Annotated in this window: 16 protein-coding genes; 7 read left to right on the top strand and 9 right to left on the bottom strand. The window is 62.5% G+C overall.

What is annotated here, in order from left to right; genetic code table 11:
- The first annotated feature begins 230 nt into the window (after positions 1–230).
- Entirely contained in the window at positions 231–1,754 is a 1,524-nt protein-coding gene (locus LU682_RS04800; protein WP_003255232.1) for a fumarate hydratase, read from the top strand.
- 115 nt (positions 1,755–1,869) lie between these two features.
- On the opposite strand, the gene LU682_RS04795 is transcribed toward LU682_RS04800, so the two are convergent.
- Positions 1,870–2,742 carry a carbon-nitrogen hydrolase family protein gene (locus LU682_RS04795; protein WP_010952102.1) on the bottom strand — a complete coding sequence of 291 codons (873 nt, stop codon included), beginning with the start codon at positions 2,740–2,742 and terminating at the stop codon, positions 1,870–1,872.
- Positions 2,739–3,329 (bottom strand): GNAT family N-acetyltransferase, encoded by a 591-nt coding sequence (locus tag LU682_RS04790; RefSeq protein ID WP_010952101.1) that lies wholly within the window; start codon positions 3,327–3,329, stop codon positions 2,739–2,741. Before LU682_RS04790 ends, LU682_RS04795 begins: the two co-directional genes overlap by 4 nt.
- A 115-nt stretch (positions 3,330–3,444) precedes the next feature.
- Between LU682_RS04790 and LU682_RS04785 the strand changes: the two genes are divergently transcribed.
- Positions 3,445–3,843 carry a nuclear transport factor 2 family protein gene (locus LU682_RS04785; protein ID WP_010952100.1) on the top strand — a complete coding sequence of 133 codons (399 nt, stop codon included), beginning with the start codon at positions 3,445–3,447 and terminating at the stop codon, positions 3,841–3,843.
- Between the two features lie 30 nt (positions 3,844–3,873).
- Here LU682_RS04785 and LU682_RS04780 read toward each other — a convergent pair whose 3' ends face one another.
- The 7 genes from LU682_RS04780 to LU682_RS04750 all read right to left on the bottom strand — a co-directional run bounded on the left by LU682_RS04780 (position 3,874) and on the right by LU682_RS04750 (position 9,586).
- On the bottom strand, positions 3,874–4,452 hold the full coding sequence (locus tag LU682_RS04780) for a DJ-1/PfpI family protein (RefSeq protein ID WP_049586441.1): 579 nt from the start codon (positions 4,450–4,452) through the stop codon (positions 3,874–3,876).
- Between the two features lie 51 nt (positions 4,453–4,503).
- Complete coding sequence (locus LU682_RS04775; RefSeq protein ID WP_010952098.1) at positions 4,504–5,661, bottom strand: phospholipase D-like domain-containing protein; 1,158 nt, start codon at positions 5,659–5,661, stop codon at positions 4,504–4,506.
- Between the two features lies 1 nt (position 5,662).
- Positions 5,663–6,244 (bottom strand): YceI family protein, encoded by a 582-nt coding sequence (locus tag LU682_RS04770; protein WP_010952097.1) that lies wholly within the window; start codon positions 6,242–6,244, stop codon positions 5,663–5,665.
- A gap of 44 nt (positions 6,245–6,288) precedes the next feature.
- Positions 6,289–6,585: a hypothetical protein gene (locus LU682_RS04765; RefSeq protein ID WP_010952096.1), complete on the bottom strand. Its 297-nt coding sequence runs from the start codon at positions 6,583–6,585 to the stop codon at positions 6,289–6,291.
- Positions 6,582–7,661 (bottom strand): serine hydrolase domain-containing protein, encoded by a 1,080-nt coding sequence (locus tag LU682_RS04760; protein WP_049586439.1) that lies wholly within the window; start codon positions 7,659–7,661, stop codon positions 6,582–6,584. Before LU682_RS04760 ends, LU682_RS04765 begins: the two co-directional genes overlap by 4 nt.
- Before the next feature lie 108 nt (positions 7,662–7,769).
- Positions 7,770–8,330 (bottom strand): response regulator transcription factor, encoded by a 561-nt coding sequence (locus LU682_RS04755; protein WP_003255244.1) that lies wholly within the window; start codon positions 8,328–8,330, stop codon positions 7,770–7,772.
- Positions 8,330–9,586 carry an ATP-binding protein gene (locus tag LU682_RS04750; protein ID WP_014589781.1) on the bottom strand — a complete coding sequence of 419 codons (1,257 nt, stop codon included), beginning with the start codon at positions 9,584–9,586 and terminating at the stop codon, positions 8,330–8,332. The genes LU682_RS04755 and LU682_RS04750 overlap by 1 nt, the downstream gene beginning before the upstream one ends.
- A gap of 202 nt (positions 9,587–9,788) precedes the next feature.
- Between LU682_RS04750 and LU682_RS04745 the strand changes: the two genes are divergently transcribed.
- The 5 genes from LU682_RS04745 to LU682_RS04725 all read left to right on the top strand — a co-directional run bounded on the left by LU682_RS04745 (position 9,789) and on the right by LU682_RS04725 (position 17,547).
- Positions 9,789–10,505 carry an SIMPL domain-containing protein gene (locus tag LU682_RS04745; RefSeq protein ID WP_003255248.1) on the top strand — a complete coding sequence of 239 codons (717 nt, stop codon included), beginning with the start codon at positions 9,789–9,791 and terminating at the stop codon, positions 10,503–10,505.
- A 380-nt stretch (positions 10,506–10,885) separates the two neighbouring features.
- Positions 10,886–12,511, top strand: coding sequence for an ABC transporter substrate-binding protein (locus LU682_RS04740; RefSeq protein ID WP_010952093.1), 1,626 nt, complete (start codon positions 10,886–10,888; stop codon positions 12,509–12,511).
- A gap of 146 nt (positions 12,512–12,657) precedes the next feature.
- A complete protein-coding gene (locus tag LU682_RS04735; protein WP_010952092.1) occupies positions 12,658–14,250 on the top strand; it encodes an ABC transporter substrate-binding protein in 1,593 nt (530 codons plus the stop codon).
- 228 nt (positions 14,251–14,478) lie between these two features.
- Positions 14,479–15,858, top strand: a complete 1,380-nt coding sequence (locus tag LU682_RS04730) for an OprD family porin (RefSeq protein ID WP_010952091.1) — start codon at positions 14,479–14,481, stop codon at positions 15,856–15,858.
- A 78-nt stretch (positions 15,859–15,936) separates the two neighbouring features.
- On the top strand, positions 15,937–17,547 hold the full coding sequence (locus tag LU682_RS04725) for an ABC transporter substrate-binding protein (RefSeq protein WP_172835036.1): 1,611 nt from the start codon (positions 15,937–15,939) through the stop codon (positions 17,545–17,547).
- Positions 17,548–17,554 lie beyond the last annotated feature (7 nt).

The following is a 17,554-nucleotide window of genomic DNA, read 5'->3' as shown; positions in this document are numbered from 1 at the left end:
GTCCAAGGCTCACTGTAAGCCAAGCAGAGCACACCAGCAAAATAGATGCCTGCGCGCTGCCGACCATGGTCCAGACCGGCCGCAGGTGTGCCGGGCACGGATGCGCGCTATACTGCCGCGCCTTTTTCCGTCGGCCTGACCTGCCGGCGCCTTGCAAGGCGCTTCGACGTGCTGGTCGGCTATGTCGAGCGTCTTTTTGAATGTTCCCGTCTTTAAGAGGAGCGCGCTGCATGACCGTGATCAAGCAAGACGACCTGATTCAGAGCGTCGCCGACGCCCTGCAATTCATCTCGTACTACCACCCCGTCGATTTCATCCAGGCCATGCACGAGGCCTATCTGCGTGAGGAATCGCCTGCTGCACGCGATTCCATCGCCCAGATCCTGATCAACTCGCGCATGTGCGCCACCGGCCATCGTCCAATCTGCCAGGACACCGGTATCGTCACCGTGTTCATCCGCGTGGGCATGGACGTGCGCTGGGATGGCGCCACCATGAGCGTCGACGACATGATCAACGAAGGTGTGCGTCGCGCCTACAACCTGCCTGAAAACGTCCTGCGCGCTTCGATCCTGGCCGACCCGGCCGGTGCCCGCAAGAACACCAAGGACAACACCCCGGCAGTGATCCACTACTCCATAGTCCCCGGCGACAAGGTGGAAGTCGATGTCGCAGCCAAGGGCGGCGGCTCGGAAAACAAGTCGAAGATGGCCATGCTCAACCCGTCCGACTCGATCGTCGACTGGGTACTGAAGACCGTGCCGACCATGGGTGCTGGCTGGTGCCCGCCTGGCATGCTCGGCATCGGCATCGGCGGTACCGCCGAGAAGGCCGCGGTCATGGCCAAGGAAGTGTTGATGGAGTCCATCGACATTCACGAACTGAAAGCCCGTGGCCCACAGAACCGCCTGGAAGAAATCCGCCTGGAGCTGTTCGACAAGGTCAACCAGCTGGGCATCGGCGCCCAGGGCCTGGGTGGCCTGACCACCGTGCTCGACGTCAAGATCATGGACTACCCGACCCACGCCGCGTCCTTGCCGGTGTGCATGATCCCCAACTGCGCTGCTACCCGCCACGCCCACTTCGTGCTCGATGGCACCGGCCCGGCAGAACTGGAAGCGCCGTCGCTGGACGCTTACCCGGAAATCGTCTGGGAAGCCGGCCCGAGCGCCCGTCGCGTCAACCTCGACGACATCACCCCGGAAGAAGTGGCCAGCTGGAAGCCGGGCGAAACCATCCTGCTCAACGGCAAGATGCTGACCGGCCGTGATGCCGCGCACAAGCGCATGGTTGAAATGCTCAACCGTGGCGAAGAGTTGCCGGTAGACCTGAAAGGCCGCTTCATCTACTACGTCGGCCCGGTCGACCCGGTGGGTGACGAAGTGGTAGGCCCAGCCGGCCCGACCACTGCTACCCGTATGGACAAGTTCACTCGCCAGATCCTTGAGCAGACTGGCCTGCTGGGCATGATTGGCAAGTCCGAGCGTGGCCCGACCGCCATCGAGGCGATCAAGGACAACAAGGCCGTGTACCTGATGGCCGTTGGCGGCGCTGCCTACCTGGTCGCCCAGGCCATCCGCAAGTCGAAGGTACTGGCCTTCGCCGAGCTGGGCATGGAAGCGATCTACGAGTTCGAAGTCAAGGACATGCCGGTGACCGTCGCCGTGGACAGCAACGGTGAATCGGTACACATCACTGGCCCTGCCCTGTGGCAGAGCAAGATTGCCGAAAGCCTGGCCGTCGAAGTGAAGTAACCTGATGTAACTGCGGCGGCTGCTTCGCGGGCAAGCCCGCTCCCACACGTACAGCGCAAGCCAGAAGGCTACGCATTTGGGAGCGGGCTTGCCCGCGAAGAGGCCGCCACAGTCATCACAGGACTCTCTCGAACTGCTCCGGCCAGTCCCGCCAGGTAAACACCTGCCCTTCCCGCCTCACCCGCCGCACTTCCTCCAAATCTACCTCACACACCAGCCACTGGCTGCAGTCCGGGTTCAGCTGCTCACTCAACGCCACCACCCCATCCCCCGGCATCCCGTGATCCGGCGGTACGAACAAGCCTGCCCGGCCGATATTCTCGTCCAATGCCGGCGACCAGGGCGCCACCCCCACCGTCGGGCTCTGCAACACGGCAATCTGGCTCTCCAGGGCGCGCGCCTGGGCGCCAATACGCACCCGGTGGTAACCGGCTTCGGTATCGGTACAACTTGGCGCCAGGATCAGGTCGGCACCACACTCGGCCAGGCGGCGGGCCAGCATCGGGAACTCGTTGTCGTAGCAGATCAGGATGCCCAAGCGCCCCAGTTCGGTTTCGAACACCTGCAGCCCCTGGCCTGCAGCGATGTCCCACTGCTCGCGCTCGAAGCGGGTCATCATCAGTTTGTCCTGATAACCCAGCACACCTTGGGGGCCGAACAGCCAGGCACGGTTGCGGTAGCGCCCATCGTTGTCCAGCACCGGCACACTGCCCGGTTGCAGGTAGATCCCCCAACGTCGGGCAAGGCTCTCGCACAACGCTTTCCAGGGTTCGATCAGCGGCTGGATGCCGGCAATCGAAGCCTTCAGGTCTTCCCGCTGCCCGGCACTCAGCTGGCCGCTCAGCACCAGCCCGGCGTACTCAGGCAGTAGCAGCAAGCGTGCCCCCGCCTCCACCGCTTCGGCGCACAGGCCTTGCAGGTGGTCGGCGTAGGCGTCCCAGGTTTCGTGCAGCTCGATGGCGTACTGGCAGGCTGCCAGGCGGATCATACCGGCAGTGCCTTGAGCCAGAACGACATCAGCTTGTCGGAGCTTTCCTGCTCGTCCAGGTCGCGCCAGGCGTAGGTGGTACGCAGCGATGGGTCGTGCAGGAAGCCGCGGTTGCGCCAGAAGCCGTGCAGGGGTTTGTACTCGGCTGGCCGTCGCGGGTGCGCACCGGGTCGCTCGACCGCGCAGAACGCGCAGTAATCGAACTCGGCCAGTTTGTGTGCGTAGGACTCGCGCTCGATGAAGAAGCGAACCCCCAGGCCCTGTCCGCGGTATGCCGGCAACACCAGCGACTCACCGAAGTAGTACACACTGGCCGGGTCGCGCCCCTGGGCCAGGAATGGCTGCTGGAATTCGGGCGCGACATCCACCAGCGGCAGGCCGGTAGAGGCGCCGACCACCTTGCCGTCGTCCAGCGCCAGCACAACCAGGCTGCGCCCGGAGCGGGCATAGTTGGCCAGGTAGTCGGCCTCGTACTCCGGGGTGCCGTCGTAAAGGTAGGGGAACTCGCGGAACACAGTAAGGCGCAGGCGAGCGAGGTCATCGATGTAAGGCGCGATAGCGGCACCGTGCAACAGGCGTATTTCCATGTTTGGCGGTCGTTTTGTCGATGTGGATGACGCGCTCGGCTAAGCCGGGCTTGAGGGGAAACCCTATCATCCGAGGTAACGACCCGCCTTTTCCCTACACGACAGGAAATGTTCCATGACCGCAACCGAACTGGTAAATGCTTACTACGCCGCCTTCAACGCGGGTGACATGCCGGCGTTTCTGGCGCTGCTCAGCGAAGACGTGATCCACGACATCAACCAGGGCGAGCGCCAGATGGGCAAGGCCAGGTTCGCCGCGTTCATGGAAAAGATGAACCGCTGCTACCGCGAGCGCCTGGCCGACATCGTGGTGATGCAGAACGCCGATGGCAGCCGCGCGGCGGCGGAGTTCACCGTGCATGGCCAATACCTGGCCGATGACGAAGGGTTGCCGACAGCAAACGGCCAGACCTATGTGCTGCCGGCAGGGGCGTTCTTCTATATTCACTGTGGCAAGATTGCCCGGGTCACCAACTACTACAACCTCAATGACTGGGTGGAGCAGGTTGCCTGAAGCAACCCGCTGCCAACTCAATCAAGCCTGTCAGACAATACGCGTGCCCAGCACTTTAAGGAACGCCGCCAGCCAGGCCGGGTGCGCGGGCCATGCCGGTGCGGTCACCAGGTTGCCATCCACATGCGCCTGGTCCACCGCGATGTCGATGAACGTGCCACCCGCCAGGCGCACTTCTGGCGCACATGCCGGGTACGCGCTGCACTCACGCCCCTCCAGCACCCCTGCCGCCGCCAGCAGCTGGGCACCATGGCACACCGCCGCAATCGGCTTGCCGGCCTGGTCGAACGCCCGCACCAGGTCCAACACCTTTTCATTCAGGCGCAGATACTCCGGCGCCCGGCCACCCGGGATCAGCAGCGCGTCATAACTCTCGGGCCGCACCCGCACGAAATCATAATTCAGGGCAAAATTGTGCCCAGGCTTTTCGCTGTAGGTCTGCTCCCCCTCGAAGTCATGAATCGCGGTACGCACGGTCTGCCCCGCCAGCTTTTCCGGGCACACCGCATGCACCGTGTGGCCCACCATGCTCAAGGCCTGGAACGGCACCATCGCTTCGTAATCTTCGACGTAGTCGCCCACCAGCATGAGAATTTTCTTCGCCGTCATCTCGCCCACTCCTTCGGTTAACTGTGAATAGTCACTGCACGATAGCCGCTGTCAGTCACGGCGGTCGAGGAAGTTGACCACCAGCCGATCGAGCCAGCCCCAGATCCGTTGCTTCACCCTGCGCCACCAAGGGCGCGCATGCCAGTGGGCGAGGTCGACTTCTTCGCTCTGGGCGAAGTCGCGCTCGAAGCTGGCCACCACCGCCGCTGTCAACGGCGGGTCGAGCGCTTCGATGTTGGCTTCAAGGTTGAAGCGCAAGTTCCAGTGGTCGAAGTTGCACGAACCGACGCTGACCCAGTCGTCTACCACAGCCATCTTCAGGTGCAGGAAGCACGGCTGGTACTCGAAAATCCGTACGCCCGCGCGCAACAGACGCGGGTAGTAACGATGCCCGGCGTAGCGTACCGAGGGGTGATCGGTACGCGGGCCGGTCAACAACAGACGCACGTCCAGGCCCTTGCTGGCAGCCCGGCGCAACGACCGGCGCACGCTCCAGGTCGGCAAGAAGTACGGCGTGGCCAGCCACACCCGTTTCTGGCCGCTGTTCAGCGCCCGTACCAGCGCGTGCAGGATGTCCTGGTGCTGGCGGGCGTCGGCATAAGCGACCCGGCCCATGCCCTGCCCCTGCGCAGGCACCTTGGGCAGACGCGGCAGGCCAAAGCCTTCAGCAGGGCGCCAGGCGGTGCGGCGGTTGTTGGCTTGCCACTGACGGTCGAACAGCAACTGCCAGTCGCTCACCACCGGCCCCTGCATCTGCACCATCACTTCGTGCCATTCGCTGGTCGCCTCACCCGGCGTCCAGAACTCGTCGGTAACGCCCGTCCCCCCCACCACTGCCCAACGTTCGTCAACCAGTAGCAATTTGCGATGATCACGGTAGAGGTTACGCAGGCCACGCTTCCAGCGCAGGCGGTTATACCAGCGCAAGTACACGCCAGCGTCCAGCAGGCGCTGACGCAACGCGCTGTTGAAGGCCAATGAACCGTAGTCATCGAACAGGCACCGCACCCGCACGCCACGCCGGGCAGCCTGCTCCAGCGCGTCGACCACCGCCTCGGCACAGGCACCGGCCTCGACCAGGTACAGCTCCAGGTCAACCTGGAACTCGGCACGCATGATCGCCAGGAGCATGCGCGGAAAGAACGCAGGGCCGTCGATAAGCAGTTCGAACTGATTGCCATCCCGCCAGGGGAAGACCGGCCCCGCCATGTCAGCGCGCAGTGAAGATCAGCACCGCGCTAACCGGTACCGACGGGTTGATGGACTTCAACCTGGCGAACTTGCGCAGGCTTTCCAGCCCCGGCAGCAAGCCAAAATCTTCGGCGCGCAGCACCAGAGGCTCAAGGGTCACCACCTGGAAGCGCCGCGCATCCAGGCGGGTGGCCAGCAACAGGACATTGTAGCTGTGCGACTGGCCATGCAGGGTGACCGTCAGCGGCAGGCGCAATTCGATCTGTGCACCGTCGGCCAGGTCATTGATCGGCTGCAGGTCGATCTGTGCCTTCACTGTGGCCTCGGCGAAGCGCTCGACCTCGAACAGGTTGTCGCGCATTTGCTCGTCACGCAGCGGAATACCGCTGCTCACCGAGTCCATCTCGATCCTCAACCCGGCCATACCCTTGCGATCGACCGTGCCATGCAACACCAGAAAGCGATGCACTTCGGCGGTGTCGCCGTTCTTGCCGGTGATGAACGACAGCCGTGAAGATTCGCCATCCAGGTGCCAATTGGCATGAGCGGGCAGGCACAGAGCCAGCAATAAGGCAGACAGCAGACGGGGCAACTTGAACATGACAGATCTCGTGAAACCAGGCCGCCAACCTTACCCGCCTGCATTCATGGCAGCAAGCGGCAGCCCTCACGCGCGCCTTGCCAGGCCGCCTGACTGCGCCGCCCCAGGCCTTCAGCGGTGACTCGCTGCTGCTGGCTGTTTTCCTCCAGCAGGCTCAGTGGCAGCCACTGCTTCACGTACCCTTGGCAGTACACCTTGTCGAAGCCCATGACAAAGCGGCAGGAACAATATTCCTTGGCCGAGTAGGCCGAGAGTATGCCGGGGAAGTCCGCCAGCGCCTGGCGTTCCTGCCAGGCCCAGTACAGGAGCCCTGCCAGCGCCAGCAGCAATAACCGCTTCATGCCCCCTCCCCGGCCAGTACCGCCAGCACCCGCTTGAGCAATTCGTCGTGTCGATAGCTGCTGTCGCGGTCATCGGCGTAGCGCACGATCACCAGCTTTTGCTCAGGCAGCACATATAAAGCCTGCCCCCAGTGGCCAAGGGCGGCGAAGGTGTCTGCCGGTGCACTGGGCCAAGGCCGTTCGGCGCCAGCCAGCGGCTGGTTGAGCCACCAGTGGCCGCCCGGGATGGCCTCGCCAGGCAGCGCCTGGGCCTGGACAAACGGGGTGCGGTTGAAAGCTACCCAGGCTTTGGGCAGCAATTGTCGGCCCTGCCAGCGCCCGTCGCGCTGCATCAGCAGGCCAATACGGGCCAAATCGCGGGCACTGAGGTAGAGATAGGAAGAGCCTACATAGGTGCCTGCCCGGTCACGCTCCCACACCGCACTGCCGATACCCAACGGGGTGAACAGTGCGTGCCAGGGGTAGTCGGGGTACTGCCCGGCATCGAGCATGCCACGCAGCGCGGCGGCCAGCAGGTTGCTGTCGCCGCTGGAGTAGAGGAACCGCTGACCGGGGCTGGCGGCGGCACCCCGGGCCGCCGCGTAGGCGGCCATGTCTGCGCGGCCACGGGTATACAGCATGGCCACCACCGAGGACTTCAGCGGCGCGTATTCGTAGTCTTCCTGCCACTCAAGGCCACTGGCCCAGTGCAGCAGGTCGGCAACGCGCACGCCTGGGTGGGCGCGCATGGGTGGATAGAAGCGGCTGACCGGGTCTTGCAGCTGGAAGCGGCCTTCGCCCTGGGCTACGCCCATTACCGTGGCCAGTACGCTCTTGCTTACCGACCAGGTCAGGTGCGCGGTGGCGGCGCGGGTGGGCGCGGTGTAGCGCTCGTGGAGGATACGCCCGTCGCGGATGATCAGCAGAGCGTCCGTGCGGATGCCGTTGCGCTCCGAGGGGGAGCGTGCAGGAAAGGCGTAGGCATCGACGGCCTGCCAGTCGAGGGTGGCAGGGTCGTTCTGCCACTGCGGGTCAGGCCAGTCTTCAGCTTTGGCGCTACCTGCAACCAGCGCAAGGATGACCAACAGTACCTTCATCGAGCTCGCCTTGATTGGGACTGCTTTGCAGCCCTTCGCGGGCAAGCCCGCGCTCACAGTTGCAGGAGCGGATTCCCCCGCGAACAGGCCAACATCATCGATAAGGAATCAGCGCCGAACCGGCCGCTTCTGCAGCTTGCGCTGCAACGTCCGTCGGTGCATGCCCAGCGCCCGTGCGGTGGCCGAGATATTGCCTTCATGCTCGTTCAGCACGCGCTGGATGTGTTCCCACTGCAGGCGATCGACCGACATCGGGTTTTCCGGCACCAGGGTATCCAGGTCGGTGTGCTCCGACAGCAGTGCTGCCAACACGTCATCGGCGTCAGCCGGCTTGCACAGGTAGTTGCAGGCACCGCGCTTGACCGCCTCCACTGCGGTGGCAATGCTCGAGTACCCGGTCAGGATCACCACGCGCATTTCCGGGTCCAGTTCCAGCAGCTTGGGCAGCAGCACCAGGCCGGAGTCGCCATCCATCTTCAGGTCCAGCGTGGCGTAGTCCGGCAGGTCCTGCTGGGCCAGAATCAAGCCTTCTTCGGCAGAACTGGCAGTGCTCACACGGAAACCGCGACGGCTCATGGCCCGGGCCATGACCCGGGTGAAGGTGGCATCGTCATCCACCAGCAGCAGGTGCGGCAGCTCTTCGCTTTCGACCTGGTTTTCTTCGCTCATCATTCATCTCCTCGCTTGCCATAGGGCAGGCGCAGTTCGGTCAGGGTGCCACCCTGTTCATGACTATAGAGTTTCACCGAGCCGCCCGCACGGGTCACGCTGGCCTTGCTCAAGAACAGGCCCAGGCCGAAGCCTTTGCCCTTGGTGGTAATAAAAGGTTTGCCAATGGCTTCGGCAATGGCTGGCGGTACACCAGGACCATGGTCGTGGATACTGATGACGATGTCCTGGGCGTCCCAGTCCAGGCGAACTTCCAGATCATCAGGGCAGGCATCGGCGGCATTGTTCAGCAGATTCAGTAACGCCTGGGTCAGGTCTGGCGGCGGCGCCAGACGCGGCACCTTGCCGTCGCGCAGGCGCTGGAAGCGGTAGCTGGCTTCCGGGCGCATCAGGTGCCAGCGGTTGAGCGCCTCGTCCAGCCAGGCGGTCACATCCTGCTCCACGATGGCCAGGCGCCGGTTGGCTTCGGCTGCGCGCACCAGCTGTTGCAAAGTCTCTTTGCACAGCTTTACCTGGTCCTGGAGGATTTGCAGGTCCTCCTGCAACAGCGGGTCGGTGTGGTCCTGGCGCATTTCGTTGATCAGCACGCTCATGGTCGCCAGCGGCGTACCCAGTTCATGGGCGGCACCGGCGGCCTGGGTAGCCACAGCCAGCAGTTGCTCGTCGCGCAGGCTTTCTTCACGCCGCTCTGAACGCAGCTGCTCCTGGCGGCGCAGCTCTTCGGCCATGCGCGCGGCAAAAAAGGTGATCACAGCCGCCGCCAGGGCAATGCTCAGCCACATGCCGTAGACCTGCATCTTGTCCCGCGCCATCGGCAGCCCTTCGAGCGGGTAGAACTGCACCAGCAGCAAGCTGTAGGCCGTCAGCGCAATGCCCGACAGGATCAGCGAATACAGCCACGGCAAGGTCACCGCAGCGATCGCCAGCGGCACCAGGTAATACGACACGAACGGGTTGGTCGAGCCGCCGGAGTAATACAGCAAGGCACTGTGGATCAGCAGGTCACAGGCCAGCTGCAGGGCGTACTCCATTTCGGTGACGGGCAGCGACAGCCGCAGGCGCAGGGCCGTGAAGGCACACAGCAACGAAGACAAGGCCAAGGTGCCGGCCAGTGACAGCCAGGGCAACGGCAGCAGTTCGGTCCAGTAGGCAACGCCCACCGAGCCGGCCTGGGCAGCCAGGACCAGGACCCGAATGACGGTCAGGCGCCAAAGGTTCTGGCGGGTAGCGGACAACGGTTGTACGGCGGCGAGCATGAGCTCTCCTGATGAGTGCTCCAGAAAAATCGGCTGGAGTATACCGAAGCCGGGCGCCTCGCTGCAGCGATGCGGCAAAGCGCCACACTTTGTCACAGGTTCATGATGGCACTTTTGAACCCACTACACTGTTGCCGGTCCTATGGGCCATGCGTGGAATGGATGACCAGCCCCCACGCCTTCAAATGCCAAGGAGTACCACATGCAAATCCCACGTCGCGGCGCCGCCCTGATCATGTCTTGCGGCCTGCTCGCCAGCCTGCCGGCACTGGCTGCCGATGAACCGCGTTTCAACCAGGTATCGCTGCGTGCCGAAGTCAGCAAGGAAGTGGCGCGCGACCTGATGGTCGTGACCCTGTACAGCGAAGCGCAGAACAGCGACCCGGGCAAGCTCGCCAAGCAGATTACCGAAACCATGAACAAGGCCGTGCAGCAGTCGCGCCAGGTCAAGGACGTGAAGATCAGCCAAGGCAGCCGCAACAGCTACCCGGTGTATGACAGCAAGGGCCAGAAAATTACCGGCTGGCGCGAGCGCGCCGAACTGCGCCTTGAAAGCGCCAACTTCCCGGCCTTGTCCCAGCTTACCGCCGATTTGTTGCAAGAGCTGAAAATGGCTGGCATGGACTTTTCCATCGCCCCGGCCACGCGCAAGGCCAGCGAGGATGCTCTGCTCAAGGATGCGGTCGATGCCTTCAAGGCACGCGCGCAACTGGCGACCGAAGCGCTGGGTGGCAAAGGCTACAAAGTGGTGAGCCTGAACCTCAACAGCAGCGGCTACCCGCGCCCGTACTTGCGTAGCGCGCCGATGGCGATGAAGGCCATGGGGGCTGATGAAGCAGCACCGGCGCCAGATATCGAGGCAGGCACCAGTGAAGTGAGCATGAATGCCGATGGCCTGATCGAAGTGCAGATGCCATAAGGCGTCCACGCATCATCTGTGGGAGCCCGCGAGCAAGACACGGCGGTGGATGGCACGGGCTTCGCCCGTGTTCGCGGGTAAACCCGCTCCTACGGGTGACTGCGTCATTTTCTTTATTTTCAGACATTTCTTACGCACCATTAGGATGCATCCTACGCTTTCCCCTACCTAGAAACATCGCGCAAAACGCCATCATTTTGCCTACGCAAACGTTTAACTTCGCCAAAAGTTATACCGATGCGACATCCATGTACGTTCGTACCACTTTCCCGGCGTCAACTATCCTTGTACCTGTTGCAATGGGAACGCCCCCTGCATAAGTATCCGCAGGTCGGCTCACGAGGCCACCTCATCCAAAAAATGACAACAATGAGGCCACCATGCTCAAACACGCAGTCATTCCGTTCCTGCTGGGTGCAGGCTTGCTCAGCGGCGCACCGTCGGCCGTTGCCGCATCCAACCTGGTGTTCTGCTCCGAAGGCAGCCCGGCCGGCTTCGATCCGGGGCAGTACACCACCGGGACCGACTTCGATGCCTCGGCAGAGACCGTGTTCAACCGCCTGACCCAGTTCGAGCGCGGCGGCACTGCGGTCATCCCGGGCCTGGCGACCAAATGGGAAGTGTCCGACGACGGCAAGACCTACACCTTCCACCTGCGCGAAGGGGTCAAGTTCCACACCACCGACTACTTCAAGCCCAGTCGCCCGTTCAACGCCGACGACGTGCTGTTCACCTTCAACCGCATGCTCGACAAGGACAACCCGTTCCGCAAGGCGTACCCCACCGAGTTTCCATACTTCACCGACATGGGCATGGACAAGAACATTGCCAAGGTGGAGAAGCTTGACGAGCACACGGTGAAGTTCACCCTCAACGAGGTTGACGCCGCGTTCATCCAGAACCTGGCCATGAGCTTTGCCTCGATCCAGTCCGCCGAATACGCCGACCAGCTCCTAAAGAACGGCAAGGCCGCCGACATCAACCAGAAGCCGATCGGCACCGGCCCGTTCGTGTTCAGCAAATACCAGAAGGACGCGCAGATCCGCTTCAAGGGCAACAAGGACTACTGGCAGCCCGAGGACGTGAAGATCGACAACCTGATCTTTGCCATCACCACCGACGCCTCGGTGCGCATGCAGAAGCTCAAGAAGAACGAGTGCCAGGTCACCCTGTTCCCACGCCCGGCCGACATCGAGCCGCTAAAAGCCGACAAGAACCTGCAAATGCCGCAGCAGGCCGGTTTCAACCTCGGCTATATCGCCTACAACGTGATGGACAAGATCAAGGGCAGCAACGAGGCCAACCCCATGGCCCAGCTGAAAGTCCGACAGGCGCTGGACATGGCCGTGGACAAGAAAAAGATCATCGAGTCGGTGTACCAGGGCGCCGGCCAGCTGGCGGTCAACGCCATGCCGCCCACGCAGTGGTCCTATGACGACAGCATCAAGGACGCCGCCTTTGACCCCGAGAAAGCCAAGCAACTGCTCAAGGAAGCCGGCATCAAGGAAGGCACCGAAATCACCCTGTGGGCCATGCCCGTGCAACGCCCGTACAACCCCAATGCCAAACTGATGGCTGAAATGCTCCAGTCCGACTGGGCCAAGATCGGTATCAAGGCGAAGATCGTCAGTTATGAATGGGGCGAGTACATCAAGCGCTCCAAAGGTGGCGAACAGGGTGCCATGCTGATTGGCTGGAGCGGTGACAATGGTGACCCGGACAACTGGCTGGGTACCCTCTACGGTTGCGATGCCGTCGATGGCAACAACTTCTCCAAGTGGTGCTACAAGCCCTACGACGACCTGATCAAGCAGGCCAAGGCCACGTCCGACCAGGCCAAGCGCACCGAGCTGTACCAGAAGGCGCAGCATATACTCAAGGAGCAGGTACCGATCACCCCGATCGCCCACTCCACTGTCTACCAGCCCATGAGCGCCAAGGTGAAGGACTTCAAGATCAGCCCGTTCGCGCTGAATTCCTTCTACGGCGTCAGCGTGGACAAATAGGCTGACTGAGGCACCCGCTGAATCGCGGGTGCCCTTCACCCCCGCTACCCCTTCATGTCGTCCTGCGGCCATACGCTACGGGGTCGGCGAACTGTTGCCGTCAGTCGTACCCGGAGGCGGCGCGAACAGATGAAAAAGGATTTGCCATGCGCCACGTTACCTGCCTTTCCGCGCTGCTGGCCCTGGGCCTGGTCAGCCAATCCCCGGTCCTGCTCGCCAACAACCTAGTGTTCTGCTCTGAAGGTAGCCCCGCCGGTTTCGACACCGCCCAGTACACCAGCGCCACCGACAACGACGCCGCCGAACCCATCTACAACCGCCTGGTCGAGTTCGAACGTGGCGGCACCGCCGTGCATCCGGCCCTGGCGACGCACTGGGAGGTGTCCGACAACGGCCTGCGCTACACCTTCCACCTGCGTGAAGGGGTCAGGTTCCACAGCAACAAGGCCTTCAGCCCGAGCCGCACGTTCAACGCCGACGATGTGCTGTTCACCTTCAACCGCATGCTCGACAAGGGTCATCGGTTCCGTCAGGCCTACCCTACCGAGTTTCCCTATTTCAACGGCATGGGCCTGGACAAGAACATCGCCCGTGTCGAGAAGACCGACCCATTGACCGTGGTGTTCACCCTGAACACCGTCGATGCCGCGTTCATCCAGAACCTGGCCATGAGCTTCGCCTCCATCCTCTCCGCTGAATACGCCGAGCAGCTACTGGCCAGTGGACGCCCCAGCGACATCAATCAGCAGCCTATCGGTACCGGGCCGTTCGTGTTCCAGCGCTACCAGAAGGATTCGCAGATCCGCTACAAGGGCAACAAGGACTATTGGGCAGCGAACGAGGTGAAGATCGACAACCTGGTGTTCTCGATCAATACCGACCCGTCGGTGCGTATCCAGAAGCTGCGCCGCAATGAATGCCAGGTGACCCTGCACCCACGCCCGGCCGACCTGCCGGCGCTCAAGGCCGACAGCACGCTGCAGGTGCTCCAGCAACCAGGCTTCAACCTCGGCTACATCGCCTACAACACCCAGCACCCGCCATTCGACCGCCTGGAAGTGCGCCAGGCAATGGACATGGCGGTCAACAAGGAAGCCATCCTCCAGGCGGTGTACCAGGACGCCGGCCAACGGGCGGTCAACGCCATGCCACCGACCCAGTGGTCCTATGACGACAGCATCAAGGACGCCCCGTACGCGCCGGAAAAGGCCAGACAGCTGATCCAGCAGGCGGGTGTCAAACCTGGCACCGAGATCACCCTGTGGGCCATGCCGGTGCAACGCCCGTACAACCCCAATGCCAAGCTGATGGCCGAAATGCTCCAGGCGGACTGGAGCAAGCTCGGATTCAAGGTGCGCATCGTCAGCTACGAATGGGGCGAATACCTCAAGCGCATGAAAAACGGTGAGCACGACATCGCCCTGATCGGCTGGACCGGTGACAACGGCGACCCGGACAACTGGCTGGGTACCCTCTACAGCTGCGATGCCATCGGCAGCAACAACTACTCGCAGTGGTGCGATCCGCAGTACGACAGCCTGGTCAAGCAGGCCAAGCAAGTGACCGACCGTACGCAACGCACCGCCCTGTACCAGCAGGCCCAGCAGCGGCTCAAGCAGCAGGTACCGATTACGCCGGTGGCGCATTCCATCGTGAGCCAGCCGCTTAGCGTCAAGGTTTCCCAGTTCAAGGTCAGCCCGTTTGGGCGCAATGATTTTTCCGGTGTGAGTGTTGATTAAGCGTTAGCCAGTACCGGCCTCTTCGCGGGCAAGCCCGCTCCCACAGGATCTCGACAGGTTCGGACACTGCGCCCTACCTGAGGGAGCGGGCTTGCCCGCGAAGAGGCCAGAACGGCCAACACAACGCCCCGATTCTGCCCGGCGATCCCGCGGCACCCCTGGCAACACCGCAGCAATCACCCGGCCCACAAGGCCGGCCATAACTAGAAAAGAAAGGGAGCTTTAACCTTGAAAGTATTCACCTTGACCGCACTGGCGTTATCCATCAGTGCCTTTTCCACGGTGGCCCAGGCAGATCCGCAGAGCCAGGACTACCTCCCGCTCACCCTCAAAAGCAGCAGCGAGCAAGCGCAAGCCAGCGGCTTCATCGACGGCCAAAGCCTGTCCGGTAGCACCCGCAACTGGTATGCCCGCGAACGTGCCGCACGCGCGCCGCTGTGGAAGTACTACAAGAACGACGGCACCCGCCACGACACCCACAGCCGTGAAAACTGGGTCCAGGGCACCATCCTCAATTACAGCTCCGGCTTCACCCAGGGCACCGTGGGCTTCGCCGTCGAGGCTGCCGGCTACAACGCCATCGCCCTGCAGCAGAGCCGCGAAGCCATCGCCGGCCCCAACAACCGCACCCTCACCCACAGCGATGGCGACCCCGTCGGCCAGTGGAGCAAACTGGGCCTGGGCAATATCAAGGCGCGCGTGTCCAACACCACCCTTACCCTTGGCCGCCAGTCGGTGGACACGCCGATGATCGCCTACATCGGCAACCGCGCCCTGCCCTCGAGCTTCCAGGGCGCGTTCCTGCACAGCGCTGAATTCGACAACCTCAGCATCGACCTGGGCACCTTCGACCGCGTCTCGCCACGTACCGAACAGAGCCTCAGCAAGTTCCGCAGCGAGTACAGCGCCACCGGCGTGGAAACCGACCGTGCCAGCACCGCCGGCATCAACTACCAGCCGTTCAAGAGCCTGAGTACCAGCCTGTACGCCACCAAGGTCGAGGACTTCTGGAACCAGTACTACTTCGGCGCCAACCATGTGCTCGGCGACAGCGCAGTGCTCAGCCTGAGCACCGGCCTGAACTACTACAAGACCGTCGACGCCGGCAGCCAGAAAATGGGCAAGATCGACAACGACACTTACAGCCTGTCACTGGGCCTGACCCATCAAGCCCACACCCTCAGCGCCTCCTGGCAGCAGGTCAACGGCAATGAGTACTTCGACTACCTGCACGAAACCAACGGCATCTTCCTGGCCAACTCGCTGCTGTCGGACTTCAACGGCCCCAACGAGAAATCGCTGCAGCTTTCCTATGTGCTGAACATGGCGCCCTATGGCGTGCCTGGCCTGAAGTTCAACCTGTACAACGCCCGCGGCTGGGGTATCGACGGCACCCACTACCGCGGCACTGCCTACGACGTGAATGGCCTGGATGGCGAAACCCACTATGAGTGGGGTATCGGCACCAGCTACGCGTTGCAGAGCGGGCCGCTGAAAGACACCAGCATCCGCGCCACCTACACCACCCATCGCGCCAGCAAGGCCCAGGGCGATGGCAGCCTGGATGAGTTCCGCGTGGTCACCACCATTCCGTTCAACATTCTCTGACCGTCGGCGCCCTGGCCCGTTTCGCTGCGGGCCGGGGCGGCTACGCTGGAACCAATGCAAGCAGGGAGTTTTCAACACATGCACAGAGCTTTCATGAAATCGCGGCCGTTGCGCCTAGCCCTGGTCGCGCTGCTTCTGGGCGGCGCCACGCAACTGGCGGCCAAGCCGCTGGTGGTGTGTACAGAAGCTAGCCCGGAAGGGTTCGACATCGTCCAGTACACCACCGCAGTCACCGCCGATGCCTCGGCCGAGACAGTGTTCAACCGCCTGGTCGACTTCAAACCCGGCACCACCGAGATCCAGCCAGCCCTGGCCGAGCGCTGGGACATTTCAGCCGACGGCCTGACCTACACCTTCCATCTGCGTCAGGGGGTGAAGTTCCACACCACCGACTACTTCAAGCCCACCCGTGACTTGAACGCCGATGACGTGCTGTGGAGCCTCAATCGCCAGCTCGACCCGAACCACCCCTGGCATGACAAGACCAGCGTCGGCTACCCGTACTTCGAAAGCATGGGGTTCAAGGAACTGCTCAAGTCGGTCAGCAAGGCTGACGAGCACACCGTGGTGATTACCCTCAGCCGACCGGAAGCGCCGTTCCTGCGCGACATGGCCATGGGCTTTACCTCGATCTACTCCGCCGAATACGGCGACCAGTTGCTCAAGTCTGGCAAGACCGCCGAGCTGAACAGCAAGCCGATCGGCACCGGCCCTTTCATCTTCCAGCGTTACAACAAGGACGCCCAGGTCCGCTTCAAGCCCAACCCGGACTATTTCCGCGGCAAGCCGCCGGCCGATGCGCTGGTGTTCGCCATCGCCATCGACAGCAACGTGCGCCTGCAGAAACTGCGCGCCAACGAGTGCCAGGTGGCGCTCTATCCCAAGCCCGATGACGTGCCATCGATCAAGCAAGACCCGAAACTCAAGGTTGAAGAAATCGAGGCCCTGGTCACCGGCTACATCGCCATGAATACCCAGCACAAATACCTCAACGACGTGCGCGTGCGTAAAGCCATCAACATGGCCTTCGACCGCCAGACCCATGTCGACCAACTGTTTGGCAAAGGCAACGCACTGGTGGGTGTAAACCCTTACCCACCCACCATGATCGGCTACAACACCCATAACCAGAACCCACCGCGCGACCTCGATAAAGCCCGCGCACTGCTCAGCCAGGCCGGTGTACCCGAGGGCACGGTAATCACCCTGTTCACCCGCAACGGCGGCGGCCCGACCAACCCCAACCCGCGCCTGTCTGCCGAGATGCTGCAGGCCGATCTCAAACAGATCGGCCTCAAGCTGGATATCCGCGTCATGGAATGGGCCGAGATGCTGCGCCGGGCGAAGAACGGCGAAGCCGACCTGGTGTCCACCGGCTGGGCCGGCGACAACGGCGACCCGGACAACTTCCTCAGCCCACTGCTCAGTTGCGATGCCGTGAAAAGTGGCGAGAACTATGCGCGCTGGTGCAACCCCAAGTTCCAGGAGCTGATCAGCCGCGCCCGCGAAGTGATCGACAACGACGAGCGTGCAAGGCTCTATAACGAGGCATTGAAAGTGTACGATGACGAACAACCCTGGATCAGCATGGCTCATCCAAAGATGTTCACCGCCATGCGTGACAACGTGGAGGGCTACGTGATCAACCCTCTGACCAACAACAACTTCGCCACCACCAAGGTGAAGTAGAACAACA

Origin of the sequence: Pseudomonas alloputida (assembly GCF_021283545.2) — a bacterium.
GTDB classification, from domain to species: domain Bacteria; phylum Pseudomonadota; class Gammaproteobacteria; order Pseudomonadales; family Pseudomonadaceae; genus Aquipseudomonas; species Aquipseudomonas alloputida.
The sequence above is the reverse complement of the archived record's forward strand: the minus strand, read 5'-3'. Positions and strand labels throughout refer to the sequence as shown.